General features: G+C 61.2%; 14 protein-coding genes and 1 pseudogene. 7 read left to right on the top strand and 8 right to left on the bottom strand.

Features of this window, described 5'->3' with window-relative positions; translation table 11 throughout:
• Window positions 1-76: 76 nt before the first annotated feature.
• Window positions 77-1582: a MocR-like pyridoxine biosynthesis transcription factor PdxR gene (gene pdxR, locus NKI06_RS22375; protein ID WP_023697829.1), complete on the bottom strand. Its 1506-nt coding sequence runs from the start codon at window positions 1580-1582 to the stop codon at window positions 77-79.
• Window positions 1583-1656: 74 nt separating this feature from the next.
• Between pdxR and NKI06_RS22370 the strand changes: the two genes are divergently transcribed.
• From NKI06_RS22370 to NKI06_RS22350, 5 genes are all read left to right on the top strand, one after another.
• The gene (locus NKI06_RS22370) at window positions 1657-2889 is read left to right on the top strand and encodes a trans-sulfuration enzyme family protein (protein WP_352987188.1); all 1233 of its coding nucleotides are present in this window, start codon (window positions 1657-1659) and stop codon (window positions 2887-2889) included.
• 52 nt (window positions 2890-2941) lie between these two features.
• Window positions 2942-3844: a dihydrodipicolinate synthase family protein gene (locus NKI06_RS22365; protein WP_352987186.1), complete on the top strand. Its 903-nt coding sequence runs from the start codon at window positions 2942-2944 to the stop codon at window positions 3842-3844.
• Between the two features lie 1163 nt (window positions 3845-5007).
• Complete coding sequence (locus NKI06_RS22360) at window positions 5008-5466, top strand: (2Fe-2S)-binding protein (RefSeq protein ID WP_023689394.1); 459 nt, start codon at window positions 5008-5010, stop codon at window positions 5464-5466.
• A gap of 3 nt (window positions 5467-5469) precedes the next feature.
• Complete coding sequence (locus NKI06_RS22355) at window positions 5470-7680, top strand: xanthine dehydrogenase family protein molybdopterin-binding subunit (RefSeq protein ID WP_023697827.1); 2211 nt, start codon at window positions 5470-5472, stop codon at window positions 7678-7680.
• 1139 nt (window positions 7681-8819) lie between these two features.
• On the top strand, window positions 8820-10883 hold the full coding sequence (locus NKI06_RS22350) for a carbamoyltransferase family protein (protein ID WP_023697826.1): 2064 nt from the start codon (window positions 8820-8822) through the stop codon (window positions 10881-10883).
• Between the two features lie 644 nt (window positions 10884-11527).
• On the opposite strand, the gene NKI06_RS22345 is transcribed toward NKI06_RS22350, so the two are convergent.
• Both NKI06_RS22345 and NKI06_RS22340 read right to left on the bottom strand, forming a co-directional pair.
• Complete coding sequence (locus NKI06_RS22345; RefSeq protein WP_023672382.1) at window positions 11528-12166, bottom strand: FMN-binding negative transcriptional regulator; 639 nt, start codon at window positions 12164-12166, stop codon at window positions 11528-11530.
• Between the two features lie 49 nt (window positions 12167-12215).
• Window positions 12216-12860: a helix-turn-helix domain-containing protein gene (locus NKI06_RS22340; protein ID WP_032934626.1), complete on the bottom strand. Its 645-nt coding sequence runs from the start codon at window positions 12858-12860 to the stop codon at window positions 12216-12218.
• 88 nt (window positions 12861-12948) lie between these two features.
• Between NKI06_RS22340 and NKI06_RS22335 the strand changes: the two genes are divergently transcribed.
• Together NKI06_RS22335 and NKI06_RS22330 are read left to right on the top strand one after the other, a co-directional pair.
• Complete coding sequence (locus NKI06_RS22335) at window positions 12949-14094, top strand: trans-sulfuration enzyme family protein (RefSeq protein WP_352987183.1); 1146 nt, start codon at window positions 12949-12951, stop codon at window positions 14092-14094.
• 548 nt (window positions 14095-14642) lie between these two features.
• On the top strand, window positions 14643-16289 hold the full coding sequence (locus tag NKI06_RS22330) for an MFS transporter (protein WP_023704122.1): 1647 nt from the start codon (window positions 14643-14645) through the stop codon (window positions 16287-16289).
• Between the two features lie 408 nt (window positions 16290-16697).
• On the opposite strand, the pseudogene NKI06_RS22325 reads toward NKI06_RS22330, so the two are convergent.
• The 5 genes and pseudogenes from NKI06_RS22325 to NKI06_RS22300 form a co-directional block, all read right to left on the bottom strand.
• Window positions 16698-17092 (bottom strand): annotated as a pseudogene (locus tag NKI06_RS22325) (nodulation factor fucose acetyltransferase NolL); the annotation flags it as partial.
• Window positions 17093-18381: 1289 nt separating this feature from the next.
• Window positions 18382-20349 carry a relaxase/mobilization nuclease RlxS gene (rlxS, locus tag NKI06_RS22315; protein WP_023697821.1) on the bottom strand — a complete coding sequence of 656 codons (1968 nt, stop codon included), beginning with the start codon at window positions 20347-20349 and terminating at the stop codon, window positions 18382-18384.
• Window positions 20350-20535: 186 nt separating this feature from the next.
• Window positions 20536-21192, bottom strand: a complete 657-nt coding sequence (locus tag NKI06_RS22310) for a lytic transglycosylase domain-containing protein (protein WP_348531817.1) — start codon at window positions 21190-21192, stop codon at window positions 20536-20538.
• A gap of 17 nt (window positions 21193-21209) precedes the next feature.
• The gene (locus NKI06_RS22305) at window positions 21210-21758 is read right to left on the bottom strand and encodes a S26 family signal peptidase (RefSeq protein WP_023697819.1); all 549 of its coding nucleotides are present in this window, start codon (window positions 21756-21758) and stop codon (window positions 21210-21212) included.
• A complete protein-coding gene (locus NKI06_RS22300; RefSeq protein ID WP_023697818.1) occupies window positions 21758-22024 on the bottom strand; it encodes a helix-turn-helix transcriptional regulator in 267 nt (88 codons plus the stop codon). The genes NKI06_RS22305 and NKI06_RS22300 overlap by 1 nt, the downstream gene beginning before the upstream one ends.
• Window positions 22025-22091 lie beyond the last annotated feature (67 nt).

The following is a 22091-nucleotide window of genomic DNA, read 5'->3' as shown; positions in this document are numbered from 1 at the left end:
TCCAGTTGGCTGTTTGGAAAGAAATACGGGGGGCCCTCGGACCGTTTTCAGCGCCAGCTTTCGGCGTCGCCCCGGCTCAGTTGTTCCGCGCCGGCATCGCGTCTTGCACCTGCTTGACAACCTCTCGCAGGACCTCAACGCCCTTCCCGATCTGCCGAATGCTCAAGGCGGCATAGCCCATGACAAGTCCGACGCGATCGGTGCGGCCTTCGTCCGATGGCCGTTCGTAGAGCGGCGAGATCAGGTGTAGCCCCAGGCCAGCGTCGCGGGCGGATTCGACCAAGGCCGTTTCCCGCGATCGTGGCAGGTCATTGAACCAAACCGCGACGTGCAGTCCCGCATCTGCTCCCTGGACAGTGATGCGATCCCCGAAGCTGTGCTGCAAGGCACCCAACAACGTTTCCCGACGCTCGCCGTTCAGCCTGCGCACACGGCGCACATGGCTTTCGTAGCCGCCGCTCTCGATCAACGATGCCAGCGCTTCCTGTTCAGCGACCGGCGAATGCCGGTCTGCGAATTGTTTGGCGGTTGCGAAGACCTCCTGCAATTCGGGCGGGACGACGAGGTAGCCGATGCGCAGCATCGGCGAGAGCGTTTTGGAGATCGTGCCGAGGTAGATGACAGCCCCGTGGTCCTCGAGACTGTGCAGCGGAGGGACCGGATTGATGTCGTAGCGATATTCGCTGTCGTAGTCGTCCTCGATCACATAGGCGTTGTTGTGCCGCGCCCATTTCAGAAGCTGATGGCGGCGCGCGATCGGCATGACGCCGCCCAGCGGAAACTGATGCGATGGCGTCACATAAGCCAGTCGTGCTCCGATCCCCGCTAGCAACTCGGTCCTCATCCCGTCTTCGTCGACGATGACCGGGATGGGTGAGGCACCCGTACTGGCAAAGACCTGACGCGCCATCCTGTAGCACGGATCCTCGATGACGAAACGGTCGGCGGGATCGAGAAGCAGGCGCGCGCACAGATCAAGGCCCTGCTGCGAACCGTTCACAACTATGATCTGGTCGAGGTCGCAGCTCAGGGTCCGGGCGCGCCAGAGATAGCCCTGAAGCGCCTGGCGAAGCCGGCGCGAGCCGCGAGGATCGTCATAGGCAAGACGCAGCGGGCGCTGCCCCATCGCCTCGTTCATCGCGCGTTTCCAGACCAATGAAGGGAAATCCGACGGCGCGAGGTCGCCATAGCGGAACTCGACCTTCAGCCCAGTCGGCAGATAATCTGGCCAGGGTGACGTCGCGCGCAGCCGCTCGCCATATGCGGACAGGTGGATTGGGCCGACCCGTTGCGCGTGAGTGCGCCCCGTCCCATGGCCCATCAACGAAGACGCAACGCGAGGTCGTGCGCCTTGACGGACTTCGATGAAACCCTCCGCAGCCAGTTGTTCATAGGCGACCGTCACCGTGGTTCGCGAAACGCCGAGGTCATTTGCCAGGGCCCGGGAGGATGGCAACTGACTGCCGGTTTCGTAGACGCCGCCGAGGATTTGCTCGCGAAGGGCTTCGTATATCTGGCGTGCACCCATCGCATGCGAGCGCGCTGCAGACCCGGCACTTGAAGACTGGACCATCTCTTTCATCGCCAACTGGATATTTCACATTGGCCAGGTTGCCGTCAATCTTTCGGAACCCCAAGAGAGATCGCAGAGGCCGAATGACCAGCTCCCATCAATCCGAAACCGATGCTCCCACGGGGTCGCTCAACCGCACCAGCCCCGGATTTGCCACCCGGGCGATCCATCATGGCTACGATCCGGCCGGCTTTTCCAATGCCGTCCAGCCGCCAGTGTTCCTGACGTCAACCTATGGGTTCGAAAGCGTGGCAGCAAACGATGCCGCCGCCGCCCTAGGTGGAAGGCTCTATGCGCGCGAATACAATCCCACGACCGAGATCCTCGAGCAGCGGCTCGCGAATCTGGAAGGAGCCGAGGCAGGGCTGGTTGTTGCCTCGGGGATGGCGGCCTTCGGCACTCTGATCCTGTCGCTCCTGTCCCAGGGCGATGAACTCATCGTCCACAAGACGCTTTATGCGAACACGCTTGCCATGGTCGAACAGGCGGTCCCCCGCTTCGGCGTCAAGGTCGTCGCGGTCGATCTGTCAAATCCTCACAATCTCGATGCTGCGATCACCGAGCGGACGCGGCTGGTTTTCTTCGAGACGCCGGTGAATCCGCTGAGCCGCATCCTCGACATAGCGGCAATTGCCGAGCGCGCTCACGCGCGCGGTGTAAGGGTTGCAGTCGACAGCACCTTCGCCTCGCCCGCGCTCCAGCGACCGCTTGAGCACGGGGCGGACATCGTGCTCCATTCGATGACCAAGTACATCAATGGTCATGGCGATGCCCTTGGCGGGGCGCTTCTCGGCGACGCCCAGACGCTCCGTACGCTGCATGAAACGGGCCTGCGCTACATCACCGGCGCAGCGCTCTCGCCCATGTCAGCTTTCCTAATCCTGCGCGGTCTCAAGACGCTGACGCTGCGTATGGAACGGCACAGCGCCACAGCCCTTGCGGTGGCTCGGGCGCTGGAAGCGCACCCGGCGGTGGCATTTGTGAGTTATCCGTTCCTCGACTCGCACCCTGATCAGGTGACGGCGCGAAAACAGATGTCCAACGGATCGGGCATGTTGGCCTTTGGCCTCCACGCTGGATACGAAGGAGCGCGCCGGATGATGGACCGGCTCAACCTGATCATTCGCGCCGTCAGCCTCGGCGATGCCGACAGCCTCATCTATCATCCAGCAAGCCTCACCCGTGCTCGGCAGCCGATCCGCAAGGATGCCCATTTGGCCGATGGAGTCGGCGAGGATCTCATGCGTCTCTCGGTGGGGCTTGAAGACGCTGATGACCTGATCGCCGATCTGCGGCGGGCTTTGGACGTCTTGTAATGACCTGGCGTGCGGCCACCTCTGCGCTCACACATAGATCTGGAGCCTTGCCATGGCATTCCTGAGCGGTCTTTCCGCGTTCCCCATCACCCCGACCAATCGTGACGGCCGCGTCGATAGCGTTGCCCTGCGCAGGCTGATTGCTCGGCTTGGCATTGCTCAGGTCGATTCCATCGGTCTTCTCGGCAGCACCGGCACATACATCTATCTGTCGCGCGAGCAACGGCGGCGGGCGCTCTCCGAGACCTTGGACCAAACGGCGGGGCAAATGCCGGTCGTGGTGGGTGTGGGCGCGCTGCGCACCGATGAAGCCGTGGGGCTCGCGCAAGACGCCAAGGCCCTTGGAGCAGCTGCGGGTTTGCTTGCCGCCGCCTCCTACACCCCGCTTACTGATGACGAGGTGTTCGATCATTTCTCCACTGTGGCGCGCGAAAGTGGCCTGCCGATCGTCGTCTACGACAATCCAGGAACGACGCATTTCCATTTCAGTCCACCCCTTGTCAGCCGCCTGGCAAAGGTGGCTGGGATTGTCGCCATCAAGAATCCGACAGACAAAAGCGATGCGATCAAGAACCACCTGACCGCCCATAGGCGCACACTGCCGGAAGGGTTCTCGATTGGTTACAGCGGCGACTGGAACGCCGCCGAGGCCATGATCGCCGGCGCCGACACATGGTACAGCGTCCTCGCGGGCATCCTGCCCGAGGTCTGCATGACGATCGTCACAGCGGCGCAACAGGGCGATGCGGCCGAAGCGCGACGGATCAATGCCGCGCTGGTCCCGATCTGGAGCCTCTTCAAGGAGTTCTCGAGCCTTCGCGTCGTCTATGCACTCGCTGAATTGCTCGACGTTTGCAGTGCCGAACCCCCGCGTCCCATCCTGCCTCTGCCCCCAGCAGCGAAGCGCCAGATCGCCGCCGCGTTGAAAGGTTTGCCATCGGATGCCAGCCGGTGAACAGCAAACCCCGTTCGGCAAGTGAAAGGTATTTACCCGCTCATTTCGAGAACTGATCGAAAACAACGCACTCGGCGTGCTGATAGCCATGGCTGGAGCGGTCTCGACGCCAATCACACCCCCTTCGAACTCGACAATCGACTGCGGAGGTACAGACTGCGCAGGGCACTCCGCCCATGCCGCACCGTTCGCCTTCAAACTAGGAATCGGTGGTTTATCCATTGGAATGGCATCGAGCCGGCGCTTTACTTCCGGCCCGGTGCGCGCATTGAAGCCGGTGCCAATGCCGCCGGCGAACACCAGATTTCCGTCCTCGACATTCGCCAGAGCACGCTTCCCGACCGCCGTAACTGTTGCCGGGTTCGCAGCCGATGACGATGAACTCATCACTCAGCACGCATTTTGTCTCACCGATTCTTGGCGCCGGCCGGATCGATATGGACTGACACGCAGCTTGGAGACGATGCCCATCGAGGCCGAACTGGGAGACTTGCGGGAGAATGTCGCTGCCGCCGCTGATCTCGTCGCTCAGAACGATGCCGTTTGGCGGCGTCTCAGCAGGTTAACTAGCGCTTTGCGCCGATCGACGAGTGGCCGATCGCGAAGACCCTCGCCGTCGATCTTGAGCAGGTCGAAGCCGGCAAGCATGGTCCTGACGTCTCCCGCCGCGGCCAAGAGCCCGCTGAAGACTGGGAATGCGCGACAAGCCTTCTGGTCAACGACGAACGCCTCACCGCCTATTATCGCGTCCGAGGCGCCGAGCTCGGCCACCGCCCGGGACGATAGCCGGAAACCTGAGGGTCCAGTCGTGGAGGTTGCGGGTCGAGGTAGGCCCCCATCGATAATAGTCCCATTTCATTTCGTGTAGCCAATCAGGGCCCTGCCGGACGCGGCCGACCAGCGGTCGATGTTCGCGACGACCCGAATGTCCAGTCTCGTGTAACCCAGCCTAAAGCGGCCTGTCCGCCCAAAAAATGACATTCAGTTGCCTCCAGCCTTTCGACACGACCCACTTCACGATCTCGTAACTCGCCAACCTAGCGGCTTGTTGCTTGAGCTGCGCGTTCCTACGGTGTGGTCGATAGGCCTCAGCAACAAGAGCTCGGTTGCCAGGCGGGCGGAGGCTCAACGAGATAGCCAGCTCAGGACAAGGAGAGCAAGCAATGGTCGCTTTTACCCTCAATGGCGAGGCGCGAACACTCGACGTCGATCCAGAGATGCCGCTGCTCTGGGCGGTCCGTGACGTCATCGGACTCACGGGAACGAAATTCGGTTGCGGGCTTGCCCAGTGCGGCGCTTGCACGGTTCACGTTAACGGCATGCCGACGCGCTCGTGCCAGACCGCAGTCGGCGACATCGAAGGAGCCTCGATCACCACCATTGAGGGTGTGTCGGGCAAGATAGGCGAAACGGTCCAGGCCGTGTGGGCCGAGTTCGACGTACCTCAATGCGGCTATTGCCAGTCTGGCCAGATCATGTCGGCCGTGGCCCTCCTTACAGAAACGCCTAAGCCGACGGACGATGATATTGATTCGGCGATGAGCGGCAACCTCTGCCGCTGCGCCACCTATCATCGCATCCGCGCGGCCATCCACGAGACCGCCAACCGGCTGGAGACTTGAGGCATGTCGCAGTTTCTCTCGAAGCATACTGCCGTGCGGCCCACGCGCCGCTGGTTCCTCGTCGGCGCGGGCGTTACCACCGGCGGCCTCGCAGTGGGCTACCGGCCAGTGCTGGCCGCGCCCGACATCGCACAAACGACCCCTGCAAAGGTTCCGGCGAACCCCTTCCAGACCTATGTCGAGATCACAAAGGAGAACCGAATCATCATCCACTCCTCGCAGTTCGAGATGGGACAAGGCTCCTATTTCGGCATCGCCACCCTGGTTATGGAAGAGCTCGACGGCGACTGGGCGCAGGTGGACGTGGTCGGCGGATATGGCAATACCGCGTTCTACGGCAATCTCGCCTGGGGCGGGGCCGCACAGGCAACTGGTGGCTCCACGTCGATGGGCTCGTCGTGGGAACGCTACCGCAAGGCGGGTGCTGCCGCACGGGCCTTGCTGGTGGCGGCCGCGGCGCAGCGGTGGGACGTGCCAGCCGGCGAGATCAAAGTCGCTTCCGGGGTCGTGTCGCACGCCTCAGGGATGCAGGCGCGCTACGGTGACCTGGCTGAAGCCGCAGCGGGAATGCCGGTTCCCGACGACGTGCCGCTAAAGCCGCGCGACAAGTGGGCCCAGATCGGATCGGACAGCCTCAAGCGCTACGATTCCGCCGGCAAGACCAACGGCGCGCAGACCTACACGATCGACCTCATGATGGAGGGACTCCAGACGGCCGTTATGATCCATCCGCCGAAGTTCGGCGCCGAGATCGAGCGCTTCGACGCAACCAAGGCCAAGGCACTCGACGGCATTGTCGATGTCGTCCAGACGCCGCGAGGCCTTGCCGTGGTTGGCAGGGACACCTGGACGGCGCTGAAGGGCCGCGACCTCGTGGAGGTGACCTGGAACGAGGAGAAGGCCGAAGAGCGCGGCACGGCCGAGATCATGGCCGAATACAACAAGGCAGCAGACGATCTGGGCGCGGCCACCGCGCGCGACGACGGTAACACTCCCGCAGCGTTCGCCAGTGCTGAGAAAATCATCGAGGGGCACTACGAATTCCCCTATCTTGTCCATGCTTCGATCGAGCCACTCAACGCGGCCGCCCGAATCAACGAAGACGGCACCATCGATGTCTGGGGCGGACACCAGATGCCCGACCTTTATCAGGCGGCTGCCGCTCAGGTAGGCGGCACCACGCCGGACAAGGTGAGGCTGCACGTGATGAAGACCGGCGGCAGTTTCGGCCGCCGCGCGGTCTTGGATGCAGATGTCATTATCGAAGCTGTTTCCACAGCGCGTGCACTGGGACGCGGCAAGCCAGTGAAGGTGCAGTGGACCCGCGAGAATGACATGCGGGGTGGGCGGTACCGGCCGGCCTATGTGCACGCAGTCAAGGCGGGGCTTGACAAGAAAGGCAATGTCGTCGCTCTCCATGACCACATCGTGGGTCAATCGGTCTTGGGCGGTTCGACCTCTGCGGCGATGATCAAGAACGGCATCGATCCAACCTCCGTAGAGGGCGCCACCAACCTGCCCTATGCGATCCCGAACCTGAAGGTCGAGCTGACCACCACGGACGTGAACATCCCGGTGCTGTGGTGGCGTTCGGTAGGCTCCACCCACACCGCTTACGCGGTGGAAACCCTGATCGATGAGCTCGCCGCCGCTGCGAACCGTGATCCGGTCGACTTCCGCTTGTCAATGCTCGGTCACCATCCACGGCATGCCGCCGTGCTTAAAGTGGCTGCTGAGAAGGCAGGCTGGGACAAGCCTCTGCCGGAAGGCCGTTTCCGCGGCGTGGCCCTGCATGAAAGCCTCTCGACCTATGTCGCCGATGTGGTGGAGATCACCCTCAACGATGAAAATGGTTTCAAGGTCGACCGCGTCGTCTGCGCGGTAGATTGCGGCACCGCGATAAATCCTGACCAGATTCGCGCTCAGATGGAGGGCGGTATCGGATTCGGGCTAGGTGCGATCCTCCAGGAGGAGCTGACCCTGAAGGGCGGTGTCGTAGACCAAGAGAACTACGATACCTATACACCGCTCAGGATCGAGCAGATGCCGCGAGTCGAGGTGCACATTGTGCCGTCCGAGGAGCCGCCCACGGGAGTTGGTGAGCCAGGTGTGCCGCCGATCGGCCCGGCCGTCGCCAACGCGCTACGGGCGGCGACGGGCAAGACTATCCGCAAGCTGCCGATTATAAAGAACATGTCAGGAATGACACCATGAAACAGCCGCGATGAAGATCGCGCCGTTTTCGAACGCCTCCTGACAGGCGCTCATTTCCATGGGTCAAATTCCGGCGGCTGCCCGCTCCAATATCCGGTTTGGAGACGGCACCCCGTGTTCTGAACGACCACAGACGGGCCTTGGCGCCGGTTCCACTGAAGAACCGCTTTCGAGACGCAAATGCGTCCACTCCATGAAGAGCACAACCGTATAGCACCAGGAAGGCTAGCTACCTCCATCGCTTCGGAGACCCAGGAACCCTCAGAAAACCGAACCTCCAGAGCTCAGAGGCGCCCGTGATCACAATCGCGCTGGTGCGTGGATCATTGTTCAAGGGTTTGTCAATAGGCAGGCGAGATGGCCGATCGACATGATCTTCGCCCGATGCCCTACAAACACAATGCCAGCCGCTGTCACGGAGTCGCGAAGACGAAGGCAATGAGGGTCGACGCCGATACTCATCGTTTGGTTGACAGAGCGCTTGGAATGCCATGCGCTTCACATCGGAGTAGCCATCCGGGAAGCCTGAAGCGCTTTGAAAACGCATGTGCTGCGGCTGTTATTCATAGCGTGGATGACTTTGATCAAAACAATCGATTTCATCACTCTTCCGGAATCGTGCATGGACAAAAAAGAGCCTCACGCACCAATCACACGCTGCTCTAACGCGTGACGAAAGCTGCCTTAGGTATAATCCAAAGGAGAAAATCTTCGATGCGCCCTGACGTGCAGTGGAGGTCGTGCCGAGAAAGTGAGTTGCAACTGGCCGACAATGTCGGGCGGTGCGACCATGGTCGCTTCGGAGAATGAAATCGGGCCAGTTCACGGGGGCGGTACTGTTATTCGTCGACGGCCGCCCTTCCCAAGAACAGGCGGCATCGCAAGTTGGTTCTGCCGATGAAAACGACATCGCCGGATACATGTCAGCAGCCGCTCAGGATTGGATGATCCAGCCAAGCTCTCGGCGTGATGGCACTGTAGGCGTCACAGTCGAAGCATCTCATTGATCGTTTATGAGGCTTTCTTCGATGCCGCTGATGCCTGACGGGCGGTCGCAGCTGCAGGCGACAACACGCCTATTTAGTTGGAAACAGTCGAGGTAAGCCAACTTGGCTTCCCGTTACTATTTGGAGAAAGAAATGCTGTGCCTAGGAATCAGCGGCGGACTTGACCAAGTCCATGAAAACCGATTCGAGCGTCCGAACGCCTTTATGCACGATGGCGCCGCGGTGCTCGTCCGAGACGGAAAGGTGATAGCCGCCGTAGAAGAGGAACGCCTCAATCGAATCAAGCACTCGAACAAGCTGCCAAGTGGTTCGATTCAATACTGTCTCTCGACGGCCGGGGTTCAGCTCAGCGACATTGATCGTGTCGCGGTCTACGCCAGCGAGCCCTATGCCAACGCCATGCTTGAAGGTATGTCCGCTTCCCAACCGGACATTCTCTCCACTCCGTTGGATGCTAAAATGTTGGTGCAGAACCTGTTAGCGCGTGAGTTCGGCACTAAGTTGGACAGTTCGCGTATTTCATTCGTAGGTCATCATCAGGCGCACGCCGTGAGCGCCTTTGCAATGTCGGGCTTCGAACAAAGTCTCATTCTAGCGATTGATGGCTGTGGTGATTTCCTGTCGGGCCTTGTGGCGGTAGGGTCTGGCACAGAAATTACGCAAATCGAGGCTTTCCCGGAGGACAATTCTCTTGGGCTGTTTTATCTCGAGACGATCCGCTGTCTCGGCTACGGCATGTTCGACGAGTATAAGGTAATGGGACTCGCGCCCTATGGCGACCCCGCTCCCTATCGCGAGCTCTTCGAGCAGTTGTACGAGCTCTCCGCCAACGGTGGCTACCGTGTTCACCTCGACCGCATCGGTCCGGCGTTGCTCCGCAACATCGAGATCAGGCGAAAGGGAATGCCTTTCACCCAGCAGCATCGAGATGTGAGTGCGTCACTGCAGGAAGCGCTTGAGCGGATCGTGTTCCACATTCTCCGGCACCACCGTGAGGCCACCGGCATGAAGCGGTTGTGTCTGGCGGGAGGGGTAGCCCACAACTGCACGATGAACGGCAAGCTGCTGTATTCAGGGCTTTTCGAAGACATCTTCGTGCAACCCGCGTCTCACGACGCTGGCTGCGCATTGGGAGCTGCGCTGATAGTCTCTAACGAGATGGGCCGCCCCGCGCCGCGTGAGCGACTGCAGGAGGTCTATTGGGGTCCTGATCTCGGGAGCGACCGCGCCGTGGAACAGGAACTGAATGCATGGTCCGGACATCTCGAGGTTGAACGCTCTTATGACGTAGCGAGCAGTGCAGCCCACTGGATCACCAACGGCGCCGTGATCGGCTGGGTGCAGGGTCGTTCGGAGTTTGGGCCACGTGCGCTGGGCAACCGCAGCATTCTTGCCGACCCTCGGCCCGCTGCAAACAAGGACCGGATCAATGCCATGGTCAAGAAGCGCGAAGGCTATAGGCCTTTCGCACCATCTGTGCTGGAAGAGGATGCGAGCGAATTTTTCGACCTCCCGGACGGTAAGCACGAATTTCCATTCATGAATTTCGTCGTTCGCGTGCGTGACTCAAAGCGCGCCTTGTTGGGTGCCATTACGCACGTCGACGGTACGGCTCGGCTGCAAACAGTATCGCGCGATGCCAACCCAGCTTACTGGGAGGTCATCAATGCCTTCAAGAAGCGGACAGGCACTCCAATTCTGCTCAATACGTCCTTTAACAACAATGCTGAACCGATCGTGGATACGGTTGCAGACGCGATTGCCACATTTTTGACGACAGAGCTGGATGGACTTGTGGTCGGGCCCTTCCTGGTAAAAAAACGGGCTGCAACGCTGCAGGATTGGACTGCGCTTGCGATTTCATTGCCTCCCTCAGTCTCCCTCCATCAAACCCGTGCTTACACAGCGCGAGATCATCAGGAGACTGTCTGCGAGATTATTCCGAACCACTCCAGCATTGACAGTGTGCGAATTTCAAACGACTTGTTTAATCTACTGATGCGGATCGATGGCGAAGCCGTGTTGCGAGATCACCTCAATATGATTGAGCCGGATCAGGCCAGGCATGCAGCTCTAATGGAGGGCCTGCGAAGACTGTGGGAGCAGCGCCTGGTTCGGTTGCATCCCTCACAAGCTGGTCGGATGGATCATGGGTCCGATCAAACGCTGGACCAGCCCAATAAGCAATCAGCCTGATAGAGATGCACCTCAAGCTCGGCCAATCAAGGGTGTTTGTCGACCCCGCCTGCGAGCTCCCGCTGTGATTACGGGGTCGTCGCCTACGCGGCGGCGCCCACCAACATCTCCATCAGTCGCTTCGGCGACAAAGCCAATCATCTCCCGTAAGAGCAAGTGCTTTCGGGCAAGGTCTGCAGGTTCAAGGAGTTCGTTGAAGGCGCCGCCAGCTGGAGCTGCGTCGAGCGCATCATCGCGCATGGTCGAGCTCGGCGCCCAAGGGAAATCGCCCAATTCGACACGCGTGCGTTTGCGCCTCATTCAAAACCGCTGCGCGGGTGGTCGAGGTGAAATCGGAAGTCCGTCTGTGCCAGCCGACGACGTTCCCGCAGCGCATCCTGCACATCGCCCTCGATCGCATTCCTCAACTCGCGACATACGACGGGGCGCAGGCGCCGGAAACGAACCCGCCCACCGCAACCTGCAAACTCCCGCCTGTCCTCACGACGGAGCAATCCTGTCGCCTGACCAGGCGCGTGGAAAAGCATCACAAGGGTGACCACAGCGTCGCTTCAGGCCGTCAAACGCTATTGCCGTGCGTCAAGGCGGACTAGGTGACCCGTCGGGAAGCCGGCACCAGCGGCTTTGTCGGGACAAGACACATGCTATTGGGATTTGACCGCCGCAGCCGCGAGCATCGCTTCTCCCATCGCAATGGCCCCTTGGGCACGCAGCATTTCGCCAGGGTTCTGAATGTCGCGCAACTCTTTGTTCTGGCTGAGTTTTGATTTTCCAACCAGGCCGGTGATCTCGATCTCCAAGGCGACGATTGCCCTGACCATCGTGTCGATGAAGTCCTTCGGCGCGTCGCCCATCTTCCATGGGACCGGCTGCGAGGCTTCTTGCATGTGAGTGAGCTTCGCCACGTTGCGGCGCACATACCGCTCATCATCCCGGACAGTGATGCGTCCGTGGGCATGGACGACGAGATAGTTCCAGGTCGGCACCTGCTTGTGGAATTCATGCTTGCTCGGATACCAGTTCGGCGAGATGTAAGCGTCGGCCTCACGGAAGATTACGAGAACCTCATCGCCATTGGCGACTTCCTCCCAGACTGGGTTCTTGCGAGCGACATGGCAATTGAGAACGCCCTTGTCTCCCTTCGAGCGGTCAAGCTCGAAAGGGAGGTGGTTCGCGTCCAGCGTGCCTTTGCTTTGGGTGACGAGGATACCCAGCGGGTGTCTCTCGATAAGGTCAAACAGGGCGTTCTGATCAGGGACGGCAAAATGAGGCGGAACGTACAACGGTTTATCTCCTGTCGCGAATGTGCGGTTGTTAGTAATCGGCGGGGCCTTACGGAACGTGCCCCTGAATCTTCGCTGCCGTCGACGAGTGCCCCGGATTTCGGTGTCCACCACGCTCAAGCACCGCCATCGTGAAGTGGGCGGGCACATCAGATGCCGCCGCATATGAGTGAGGTTGGTCAGTGACAAGCCGCGCACTCTCGCCTTCGCTTAAAATTTCCACGTGGGTACCTACCACAACGCTCAGGGCACCCTGACTGACCGAGATCAGCTCGCGCGTATCCGGACTATGAGCGTCCGCGGAAAACACATCGCCCGGCATCATGACCCAGCTCCACAGTTCGAACATCGTGCGTCCCGAGGTCGACGAATGCAGTTGCGCAGAGCTTCCCTTGGCGCTCGTCCAAAGCCTCCTGGTCTCTGTCCGCTCGATGGGAAAGCGCACCGTGGAAGGGTGCTCGTTCAACAAATCGGCCACCGAGAGCGAAAACGCCGCCGCCAGCCGACACAGTATGCCGATACTGGGGTTCGCCCTACCCTGCTCCAGCGCGACCACGGTTCCCTTCGATAGGCCACTTAGTTTAGCCAGGCGATCCAGGGTCAGGCTTTGGTCACGCCTCAAGTCTCGGATCCGGGCTGCTATCGCTTGCCCAAGCGCTTGCTCGGCATCAAACGCTTCCGTAACATTGGTCATTATATTGACTTGGGTCCTCGGCTCACGTATTGCGGTCAGTATAATGACCGGCACGAAATTGCAACTGCCCGTTAGGAAGGAATAACCGATGCGTTTTGAGACGAAGGCGATCCACTGCGGCCGAGGTGTCGACGCGTCCACGGGGGCCGTATCCATGCCGCTGCACACCAGCACGACGTTCGAACGAGGCGCCAACGGGTCATTTCCGTCCGGCTTCGAATACACAAGGGATGGAAATCCGACACGCAATGCGTTCGAGGCGGCCATGGCGACGCTTGAGGGAGGGGGAGACGGCATCGCCTTCGCTTCGGGCATGGCCGCAATCGCTGCAGTTTTCGAGAGCCATCCGTCGGCGGGTCGGATCGTTCTGCCGGATGACATGTATTTCGGCATTCGTTCGCTGATCGAAGAGACCGACATTGGGTCTCGCTTCGACTTTGCCCCCGTCGACATGCGCGATTTGGACGCTTTGCGCGCCGCGGTGACATCGAAGCGGACTGGCCTCGTCTGGGTCGAGACGCCGTCAAACCCGATGATCCGCGTTGTCGACATTGCGGCCATCTGCGCAATCGCGCACGAGGCAGACGCCTTGGCGGTGGTGGACAATACGTGGGCCACCCCAGTGCTTCAACTGCCACTCGAAATCGGGGCAGACGCGGTGATGCACTCGGCGACAAAGTACATTGGCGGCCACTCGGATTTGATGGCCGGTGTCGTCATTGTCCCAAACGCGTCACCCCTCGGTCGCCCATTGCGGATGGTCCAGAAACACAAGGGCAGCGTCGCAGCGCCCTTCGACTGTTGGCTGGCGTTGCGGGGCCTGCAGACATTGCCGGTCCGCATGCGCGCCCATTGCGAAGGCGCCCAGAAAGTGGCCGAGGCCCTGGCGTCTCATCCGCGCGTCGAAAAAGTGCTCTTTCCTGGTTTGCAAACTGATCCGGGACACGATCTTGCTACGCGGCAAATGAGCCATTACGGAGCGATGCTATCCTTTATCGTCGAGGGCGGAGCCGATGCTGCAATGGCCGTGGCCGGCCGCCTGAAGATTGTTGTCCGGGCGACAAGCCTTGGCGGGACGCATTCTCTGATAGAGCATCGCGCATCCGTTGAAGGTGCGAAGTCCGAAGCGCCAGGCGGATTGCTGCGAATTTCTGTAGGGCTTGAACATCCTCAGGACATTATAGATGACCTGATGCAGGCCCTAGGCGAAACCTGCAAAGCGGGAGTCCAATGACGGGTGCAAGAACTCTGGCGCCGCTTTACGTGACGGCTGGCGCAGCCGACGATCGGCAGAACAATGTTCCTGCTGAGTAGAACGCACGTCCTCTGGTGAACCGCTACCGCCGTGTCGCATTGTCTCGGGCGTGGTGGTCGCCTGGGTGATGAACGTCTTCGGGTTTCCGGACGATGGCCACGCGCTCGACCGGATAGCGGAAATACCCAGATTTGCCGTTGACCTACTGCTGCTCGACCTCGTCGGAGATCGCGGTCAACAGATGGGATGGATGTGCTGGCACTACGGCAGTTTGACAAGCCGGCCATCGGGGCGCTAGCACCGTCCAAAGCCAAGAGTCGCAGGGCAGAACTGACCGCACCCAGCGGGCTGCGGGACCCATCAGCTAACGGCCAGGTTGGTACCTCAAGGCGCATCAGCACCATGGATGTCACATTGTCCTTGTTGCGAGCGCGATTTCGGAACTTCGTTGTGACGCAGTCTGTGCACAGAGCGCACCGCTGTAAGCAAATGAGCGGACGAACGACACCCAGTGGAGGAGAGAAGTGATGCGGCGTCAAGATCCTCCGCGCTTTGCGGCAAACACACTGATCCCTCTTCACAACCCGGTCTTTCGTTCTATCTGGACAGCCACGCAGATATCCAGCCTTGGCTGGCTGGTGCAGAGCGTGGCTATAAGCTGGCTCATGGCGACGATTTCAGCCTCCGATCTAATGGTTGCGCTCGTACAGGCTGCATCGACACTGCCCGCGTTCTTCTTGTCGATCCTTGCTGGAGCCATTGCAGACAGCTTCAGCCGCCGCGGCGTGATGCTTGCCGGACACTGCCTTATCGCACTGGCATCCACGGCGCTGGCACTCGCTGTGGGACTGGGCTTTGTTAGTCCATGGCTGATCCTGGGACTGAGTTTCTTGGCCGGATGCGGCTTTGCCTTGAACGATCCAGCATGGCACGCGTCGGTAGGCGATATCCTGGAAAAGCGCGACATACCCGCCGCAGTGACGCTGATGTCGGTGGGCTACAACGTGGTTCGGAGCATAGGACCGGCGCTGGGCGGTGTAATCTTAGCTTTGCTAGGCCCCCTTACGGCTTTCGCCCTCGCTGCGCTGAGTGACTTGGTCCCGTTGAGCGCTGTTCTGCGCTCAAAGTGGCAAGTTCGCTTTTCGCCTCTTCCGCGCGAGCGGATGACTACGGCCATTCATGATGGCATGCGATTCACGGCAATATCCTCAGAGATCAGAGTGGCGATTGTGCGTGCAACCCTATTCGGGCTGTCAAGCATCTCGATCCTTGCTCTGCTCCCCCTCCTGGTTCGCGACCAGCTGGCGGGAGGGCCAATTGTTTACGGGGTGCTATTGGCTGGCTTCGGCACAGGCGCCTTCATAGCCGGCATTGGCAGCAGCTACTTGAGACGCATTACGTCCCAGAACCGATTGATCACGCTCGCATCCGTTGCTTGCGCAACGTGTTGCCTTTTGATGGCCCTCACATCGTCGGTGGCTGTGGCGGCGATCGCGCTTGCAATCGGTGGCGCTGGCTGGGTTGTCACCTGGACCGGAACCGACGTGTGTGTGCAGTTGGCAAGCCCAAGGTGGGTCGTTGGTCGGACCCTGTCCATCTATTACGCCCTGACCTACGGCGGCATGGCAGCGGGCAGCTGGATCTGGGGTGCTGTCGCGCAGTACTATTCGCTGACGTGGGCTTTGGAAGGTGCTGCCGCGGCACTGTTGCTGGTCGCGGCTGTGGGAAAGCTATTGCCAGTGCGGCTATGGGAGGAATCGGATCAAGCGGCCGTCGACTTCAGGCCACCAGAACTGGCCCTCCCTTTGAAACCCAGGAGCGGTCCGATCGTGATCAAGGTGGAGTACTCGATACCCGAGGAGAGTATCGATGAATTTCTGAGCTGCATGCGCGAAAGGCGGCGCGTTCAGAGCCGCGCCGGTGCGCGGGACTGGACCCTCCAGCGCGACCTTCAGAAGTCGACGCTTTGGACCGAGACATTCCGCACGCCGACATGGACGGACTATCTTCGTCTAAACCATCGGCTGACGGTGAATGACAGGGAGGTAGGCGAGCGCCTTGCCGCTCTGCACATGGGTGATTCTCCGCCTCGCATCTCACTTTCAATCGAGCGGTCGACAAGCCCCGCCCCCGGCAGCCAAGTCCAGCCTGTGCCTTTTGTATCGCGCCCGTGAGATAACCAAGACTTGTCTGGGCTTGGACACGGAACGAGCTACTCCTTGATTTGTCGAGCCTGCCCGGATTGCAAATCGTTCCGGCCGGTTAGGCGAGCATGAGAATTCGCGCGGCAATTATGTCAATCACGGGTCCCATGTTCAGCCCGCCCCCCCTCTGCCGCCAGATCGGCTTGAGCACGGATTCAGGTCGCCCGTCCTTTGCATAGCGGCGGGCAACGAATAGCAAGGGGGCGGAGGGTATCCCCGTCTGCGAAGCGGGCAGAGGAGGAATCCGCAAGGCGGGTTGCTGGGGAGAGGGGTCGCGCGCCTCTTTCCGCCTCACTTAGAAAACGTGCGGCCAAGCACGTTCATGTCGGCCGTGGGCGGCCGCAACAATTGCCTACAAGGCGCAAGCGTCGTCACATATTAAGCGTAGCCGCGCGACAACCATCCGTGGTCACGCGCAATCCTGCGAATTGTCAAGCGGAGACAACGATCGCGGCACCAAGCAAAGTGGCGAACCCGATTCTGCTCGGGAGATCCCAAAGCTCTCCGAACCCTATTAGATCCATGAAGCGAAACACGGCGCCCTGAAGCAGGTAAAGCAGCAGTGTGCTCTGACCAAGCTCCACCGCAACAAAGCGAGCTACGCGAGTTGAATGGCCAACTCTCCAGCATAGGAACATAAGCTGCATTGTGACTGCAGAAGTTGCTACGGAGCCAATGAACATCAGCAACACTTGTCTCGCCGACTCTCCGTCGTAGATCGAAACGAGATTGTTGTAGACGTAAGTCTCCCTTCCCCAAACAAGAAAGCACACTCACGGCGTGCCGAGCAGCTTGGCCAAGGAGCCGCACTGGGGCCTCCGGAGTGAGTGTTATCGCTCAAGCAGCCACGTCGGCGCGGCCTAAAATCTTCGATGAGCGCGTCAGGAGAGCGTCGATCTCCACATTTCTTCCAGGAGATCGTCCCCACATCATCATGGCCACGGCTCTAACGGGCTGGTGCCCTCCCTTTCCCGTTTTTTGTCTCGATGCTCGGTTGCGCCGCCCGCCGGGGCAAGGCAAAAAAATCGTCGAGGCTGAGCCCCCACTGCGGCTTCGGCGAAATATTCATCCACGGGTTCGCATCACCGCGGGCAGCGGGCGAGTTCGTCGATAGGAGTGCGGATGGAAGTAGGCGATGCACATCGTCACCAGCGGCTCAGATTGTGTGAGGTCCACGGCTCGCTGGTTTCCGCCGACGACGGCGCGGACGGCATCGGTATGCGCAGAGCGGGTCCGTCGGCTTGGCGTCAGTTTCGGGGCAAGGGGCTATTGCTGGTCGCGCGGCGCTGAGTTGGGCGGAAGGATCGACGGCGCAACCCGGGGCTCCCGCGCGACGAGCAGGTTTTTCTCCCGGTCTGACCTGGCCTCGACTCCAGATGTCGCGATGACCGACGTGGCCGGCGCGATTGAACGGGTCTCATGCCCAAAGCTGCCTCGGTGCCCAGTAGCGGCACCGCATGACCCACCCGGCGCTGCTCGAAGTAAACCGCGGCCAGCCAACATCCGAAGGTGCGCCAGACCCGATGTCGCGGCGGCCTGATGGCTCCGGCGCCGTGCCGCGGCAGAAAGCTGCCGATCTCGTCTGGCATGGTCGCTGACCGCATCGTCACCCGGGCCATCGCAGCGACTTTTCTCCGTTACAAAGTCCCCGCGGGACGGACTGTCAGTTCACGCCAGGGCCAACAGCACCCGCAGGGGCGACCGCCGCGTCTGCCGGTCCTGCGAGTAGAATAAGATCGGGAAGTGCGGCTTCATCCTCGATGCCAGAGCTCGCTTCGCCGTACCGCGGCCGCCATAGCCCCTTGCGCTATCACGAGTCAGCCCACCTTTCTAGCTGGCAGCCATCGGGAGCCGATCCGCAACCACAGGGCGGCACCTGTCGGCCCGGCTTCCGTGTCAACGCAGAACATGATGCATATTCCCAGCGCTTTTTGACAGAGCGAACTACAAAATGCAGAACACTGACTCTCCGCCAAATGAATGCTGCGAGCAAGCAGCAGGCGGAGGAACTCCGTCTGGGCTGAGTACCTGTTTCAACGTGAACAAATAAATTGTAGCCAGTTCACGAAACGCCAGGCCCGCTCCTCTGCCGTCCGATCGTCCAGGAAATCCCCTCGGCGCGCACCACGCCAGACACCTCCTTGCCGATATGATGCTCAAGCACCGGCCGCCAGGGCACCAGCGTGAACTCGCGCGATTTCTCGATGACAGCGTATTTTCCGCCGGCGAGCTCGACGCAGCGGCGCAGCGTACCGTCTATTGGATTGCCATGCTGCGCTTCAGAATACGAGAGCCCGAGTTCGTCCGAGAGCTGACTGGCAACACGGTTCAGCTCTCGTTGGCGCAGCATTGAAAGCATGTTGGCGCGATAGATGACCCGATCCTGCGCATCATGGGCAAGACCTTGCGCGATCAGCCACTGCTGTCGGCGGGCCTGGACCTGACGTACTTCTCGACCGAAGCCAGAGTCGCGCAAGGACTCAGGGTGGGCTGATACCAGCTCCTGGTCGATCCAGGTGGCGCCGTCAAAGCCTACTTGGCTCTCCAGCGGCATTGATGAGAGCTTGTCGACGACAACAGGCTGGGCCCTCGCTCGTTGACGCTCGTAATCCGCGACGCGGTTGAGATGGTCGGGCGCGACTGTCCATGTGCCGTCCGGCTCGCGCTCGACGCCACCGGTCGCACGGCGGATCGCCTCCAGTCGCCGCACGTGCGTTTCGGCAAAGCGTTCGGTGGCCGAGGGGTCATGCTTGAGATGGATATCGATGCTGTAGCGCCCGTCGTTGACCGTGGCGATGCCGGCAATTGTGCGGTCGACTTTTCTTGGCCCGGTGTCCCTCGGCCTGATCCGCACTATGCAGCCTTCTTGTGTCGGTTGGGTGGCCTCGCCTTTGCCGATATCAAAATAGTGGCTTTTGCCGTCCACGCCGTCGACGACGAGGTAATGGCGGTCAGTGATTTCGTCGGCCAGCCCGCGCCCGACGACACGTCCGACCACGGTTTGGGCCGACCCGTCGGATCGATCGTGGATAAGATAGTCGGCGGCACTGCGGACGAGCCCCTTGCCGGTCAGCTCGCGATGGATGGTCTTGACAATGTCGCCGCGCTCGCCGATGCGGCGTAGCGTGGCTTCGAGATCATCCTCCAGGCGCCAGCGACCCGAAGGCATCTCCTCGGCGAGGCCCATCCGCTCGAGCTTGCGCAGGCGGCCCTGGTGCAGCGTCTGGCGAAAGGTGTCTCGGCTGGCTGGTGAGACATGCCCCTCGTCGCGCATGCGCATCAGCTGCCGGTCGATGCTGGTGAAGCGTTCCTGCTCCATCTCCTGGCGCAAGCGCTGCTCGATCTCGCGGTCGGTGCGCGGGCCAAGGTCGAGGCTAACCAGTTCGGCTGCGCGCTCGCGCAGGCCAGAGGAGATGTAGTCCCGCGCGATGACGAGGTTTTCGCCGTGATCGTCCCTGCCGCGCACGATGATGTGGGTGTGAGGATGGCCGGTGTTGAAATGGTCGACGGCCACCCAGTCTAGCCTGGTGCCGAGGTCTTCTTCCATTTGCGCCATGAGGCGCCGGGTGAGCAGCTTCAGGTCATCATACTCGATACCGTCTTCAGGGGCGACGATGAAGCGGAACTGATGACGGTCACCGTTCGCGCGATCGAGAAAGGCCCTGCCGTCCGCGTGGTCTTTGTCGGCAGCGTAGAGCTCGCCACGCTCGCCTTCCCGGGTGACGCCGTCGCGCTGGAGGTAGCGGAGGTGCGCACGAGCTCCGTCGACTCCCTTGCCGGCCAGCTTGACGATGCGTGCCTTGACGACTGCGCGCCGCTGCCGAAACGCCGCGTGGCGGTCGCGTGCTCTAAGAACGGCGGCAGCAGCCCCGCCGCGCCCCACCCGGCTTCCGATGAAGCGGCTGCCGCGTCCGCTCCTGCCGCCTGCTCGGTTGACCGCGGCCTGGACCTGGCCAGCGTAGCGTTTGACCGCCTTCGAGCCGCGCGAGCCAATTTTGCCGAGCCTCGGCGTGAATTCGTCATCCTGCATGCGGCCTCCGATGAACCAGCAGCAAAATCAGAGGCTTGCGCGCCAGACCCTCCTGGACCCGCAGGCAACCTCCCGGGAAAACGATGTGCAGACAAACACTTCGCCGCCTCAGGAGGCGATGCCTTTATCTTGCCTTCCGCGGACCTGCCTCCCTGCCCCCCGCCCGAACCGCGGTAGCCGCTGCCCTCACCTGCGATCCGGCCGGCCTGACCTTGCTCGCTCCGATCCGAGCGGCACCAGGAGGTGGCCATTCGGGCCGGTCACGGAAACACCGTTTCGGAGGAAAAACAGCGACTGCCCGGAAGGGATTCCCGGCGCGCTTTTGGAACGGGATTTGTCGGTGAGCGCGTCCATATCGGCGGCCGAAATGCCCGCCGCCTTGACCTCTTCCAGATACGAAACCGTCTCGCTGGGCAGTGGCCGCCCACGCTGCAAATGCTGTTCGTAGCGCTCCGGCCCGGCGTTATAGGCTGCAAACAGGCCTGGAAATCCGAAGCGGTCATACATGGCGCGCAGATAGGCAGTGCCTGCCAGAATGTTGTCGCGAGGGTCGTGCGGGGCGGCTCCCAGGCCAAGCTCTGCGCGCAACTCCTCGTAGGTGCCTGGCATCACCTGCATCAGGCCAATGGCACCGGCGCTCGACGTGACCGGCCGTCCATTGAGCCTTGTCTGCCCCCGGCTTTCGGCATCCATGACGGCATAAATCCAAGTCTGTGGAATGCTGAAACGCCGGCTTGCTTCGGCTACGAAGGGCTGCCATCTTGCAAGCTGCGGACTATGGGAGATGACGACCGGCTTCGTGTTGGTCGCCGCGGAACAGGAGCATGGTGCGAGAGACACCATGCCCAGCATCAGGAGGGTCACTCGGTCCATAGCGGCACGAGCCTCCCGATGATATTTTCGGTCGGCACCGGCCCGAAATAGCGGCTGTCGAACGAGCGATTTTTGTCGCTGCCGAGTAGGAAAACCTCGGCAGCGGCGAGCTTTCGGCAGGCATTCCACCAAGGCAGCGGACGGTGCTGCGTGTCGGTTGCAAGCCGGCGCGCGACAATCTCGCCGCCGATGATGATGGCGTCGCCGAAGGCGCAGACATGCTCGCCAGCCAGCGCGGCAAGGTGCTTGACCAGCGGCACGTTGCTGGGCAGATAGAAGCGTTCGGCGGCCAGATAGACGACCGGTTTTGGCGGGCGGACGAGTACGAGATCACCAAGAGCCGGCGATCCGGACGCGACGCGATAGAGGCCGACCGGCGCACTCGCCGAGGCGTTCCAGACCAGCCAGGGCGATGGTTTGCCGAAGGCGGCGAAGCCGATCAGGGCAAGGCCCATCGTGGCCATGGCGATCGTCTTGCGCGCCCGAATGCGCCGCAGATGGCTGCCGATCAGATGGATGGTGGGACGCCGGCTCATCAGCGGCCTCCCTCGCCGGCCGAGCCGGAATCGTGCCCGCCGTCCTCGGGCCCGGTCTCCTGCGCGTGCCCCTTCGACCAATCGTCGAGTTCGTCGATGTGATAGCGGACATAGCGGCCGTGCTTGCGGAATTGCGGGCCGCCGCCTTTGAGGCGCATCTTCTCCAGCGTGCGCTGGGACAGCCCGATATAGAAGGCCGCCTGCGCGGTATTGAGAAACGGACTGCCCTTCTTGGCGCGGGCTGCGCGTTCGTTTTCGTCGTCCATGATGATCCTCGTTTCGCTACGGACAAGCGAAGGCGAGGATCGGCGAGCGAGATCGTTTTGGGGACGG

This window comes from Mesorhizobium sp. M0772 (assembly GCF_040320135.1).
In the GTDB taxonomy this organism is placed as follows: domain Bacteria; phylum Pseudomonadota; class Alphaproteobacteria; order Rhizobiales; family Rhizobiaceae; genus Mesorhizobium.
The sequence above is the reverse complement of the archived record's forward strand: the minus strand, read 5'-3'. Positions and strand labels throughout refer to the sequence as shown.

Excerpts from the sequence above, each read along its gene's own strand:
- NKI06_RS22365 (WP_352987186.1), top strand. The coding sequence starts at position 2,942 with ATGGCATTCCTGAGCGGTCTTTCCGCGTTCCCCATCACCCCGACCAAT.
- rlxS (WP_023697821.1), bottom strand. The coding sequence starts at position 20,349 with ATGCAGGATGACGAATTCACGCCGAGGCTCGGCAAAATTGGCTCGCGC.
- NKI06_RS22335 (WP_352987183.1), top strand. The coding sequence starts at position 12,949 with ATGCGTTTTGAGACGAAGGCGATCCACTGCGGCCGAGGTGTCGACGCG.
- NKI06_RS22310 (WP_348531817.1), bottom strand. The coding sequence starts at position 21,192 with ATGGTGTCTCTCGCACCATGCTCCTGTTCCGCGGCGACCAACACGAAG.
- NKI06_RS22360 (WP_023689394.1), top strand. The coding sequence starts at position 5,008 with ATGGTCGCTTTTACCCTCAATGGCGAGGCGCGAACACTCGACGTCGAT.
- NKI06_RS22305 (WP_023697819.1), bottom strand. The coding sequence starts at position 21,758 with ATGAGCCGGCGTCCCACCATCCATCTGATCGGCAGCCATCTGCGGCGC.
- NKI06_RS22340 (WP_032934626.1), bottom strand. The coding sequence starts at position 12,860 with ATGACCAATGTTACGGAAGCGTTTGATGCCGAGCAAGCGCTTGGGCAA.
- NKI06_RS22350 (WP_023697826.1), top strand. The coding sequence starts at position 8,820 with ATGCTGTGCCTAGGAATCAGCGGCGGACTTGACCAAGTCCATGAAAAC.
- NKI06_RS22330 (WP_023704122.1), top strand. The coding sequence starts at position 14,643 with ATGCGGCGTCAAGATCCTCCGCGCTTTGCGGCAAACACACTGATCCCT.
- pdxR (WP_023697829.1), bottom strand. The coding sequence starts at position 1,582 with ATGAAAGAGATGGTCCAGTCTTCAAGTGCCGGGTCTGCAGCGCGCTCG.
- NKI06_RS22300 (WP_023697818.1), bottom strand. The coding sequence starts at position 22,024 with ATGGACGACGAAAACGAACGCGCAGCCCGCGCCAAGAAGGGCAGTCCG.
- NKI06_RS22370 (WP_352987188.1), top strand. The coding sequence starts at position 1,657 with ATGACCAGCTCCCATCAATCCGAAACCGATGCTCCCACGGGGTCGCTC.
- NKI06_RS22355 (WP_023697827.1), top strand. The coding sequence starts at position 5,470 with ATGTCGCAGTTTCTCTCGAAGCATACTGCCGTGCGGCCCACGCGCCGC.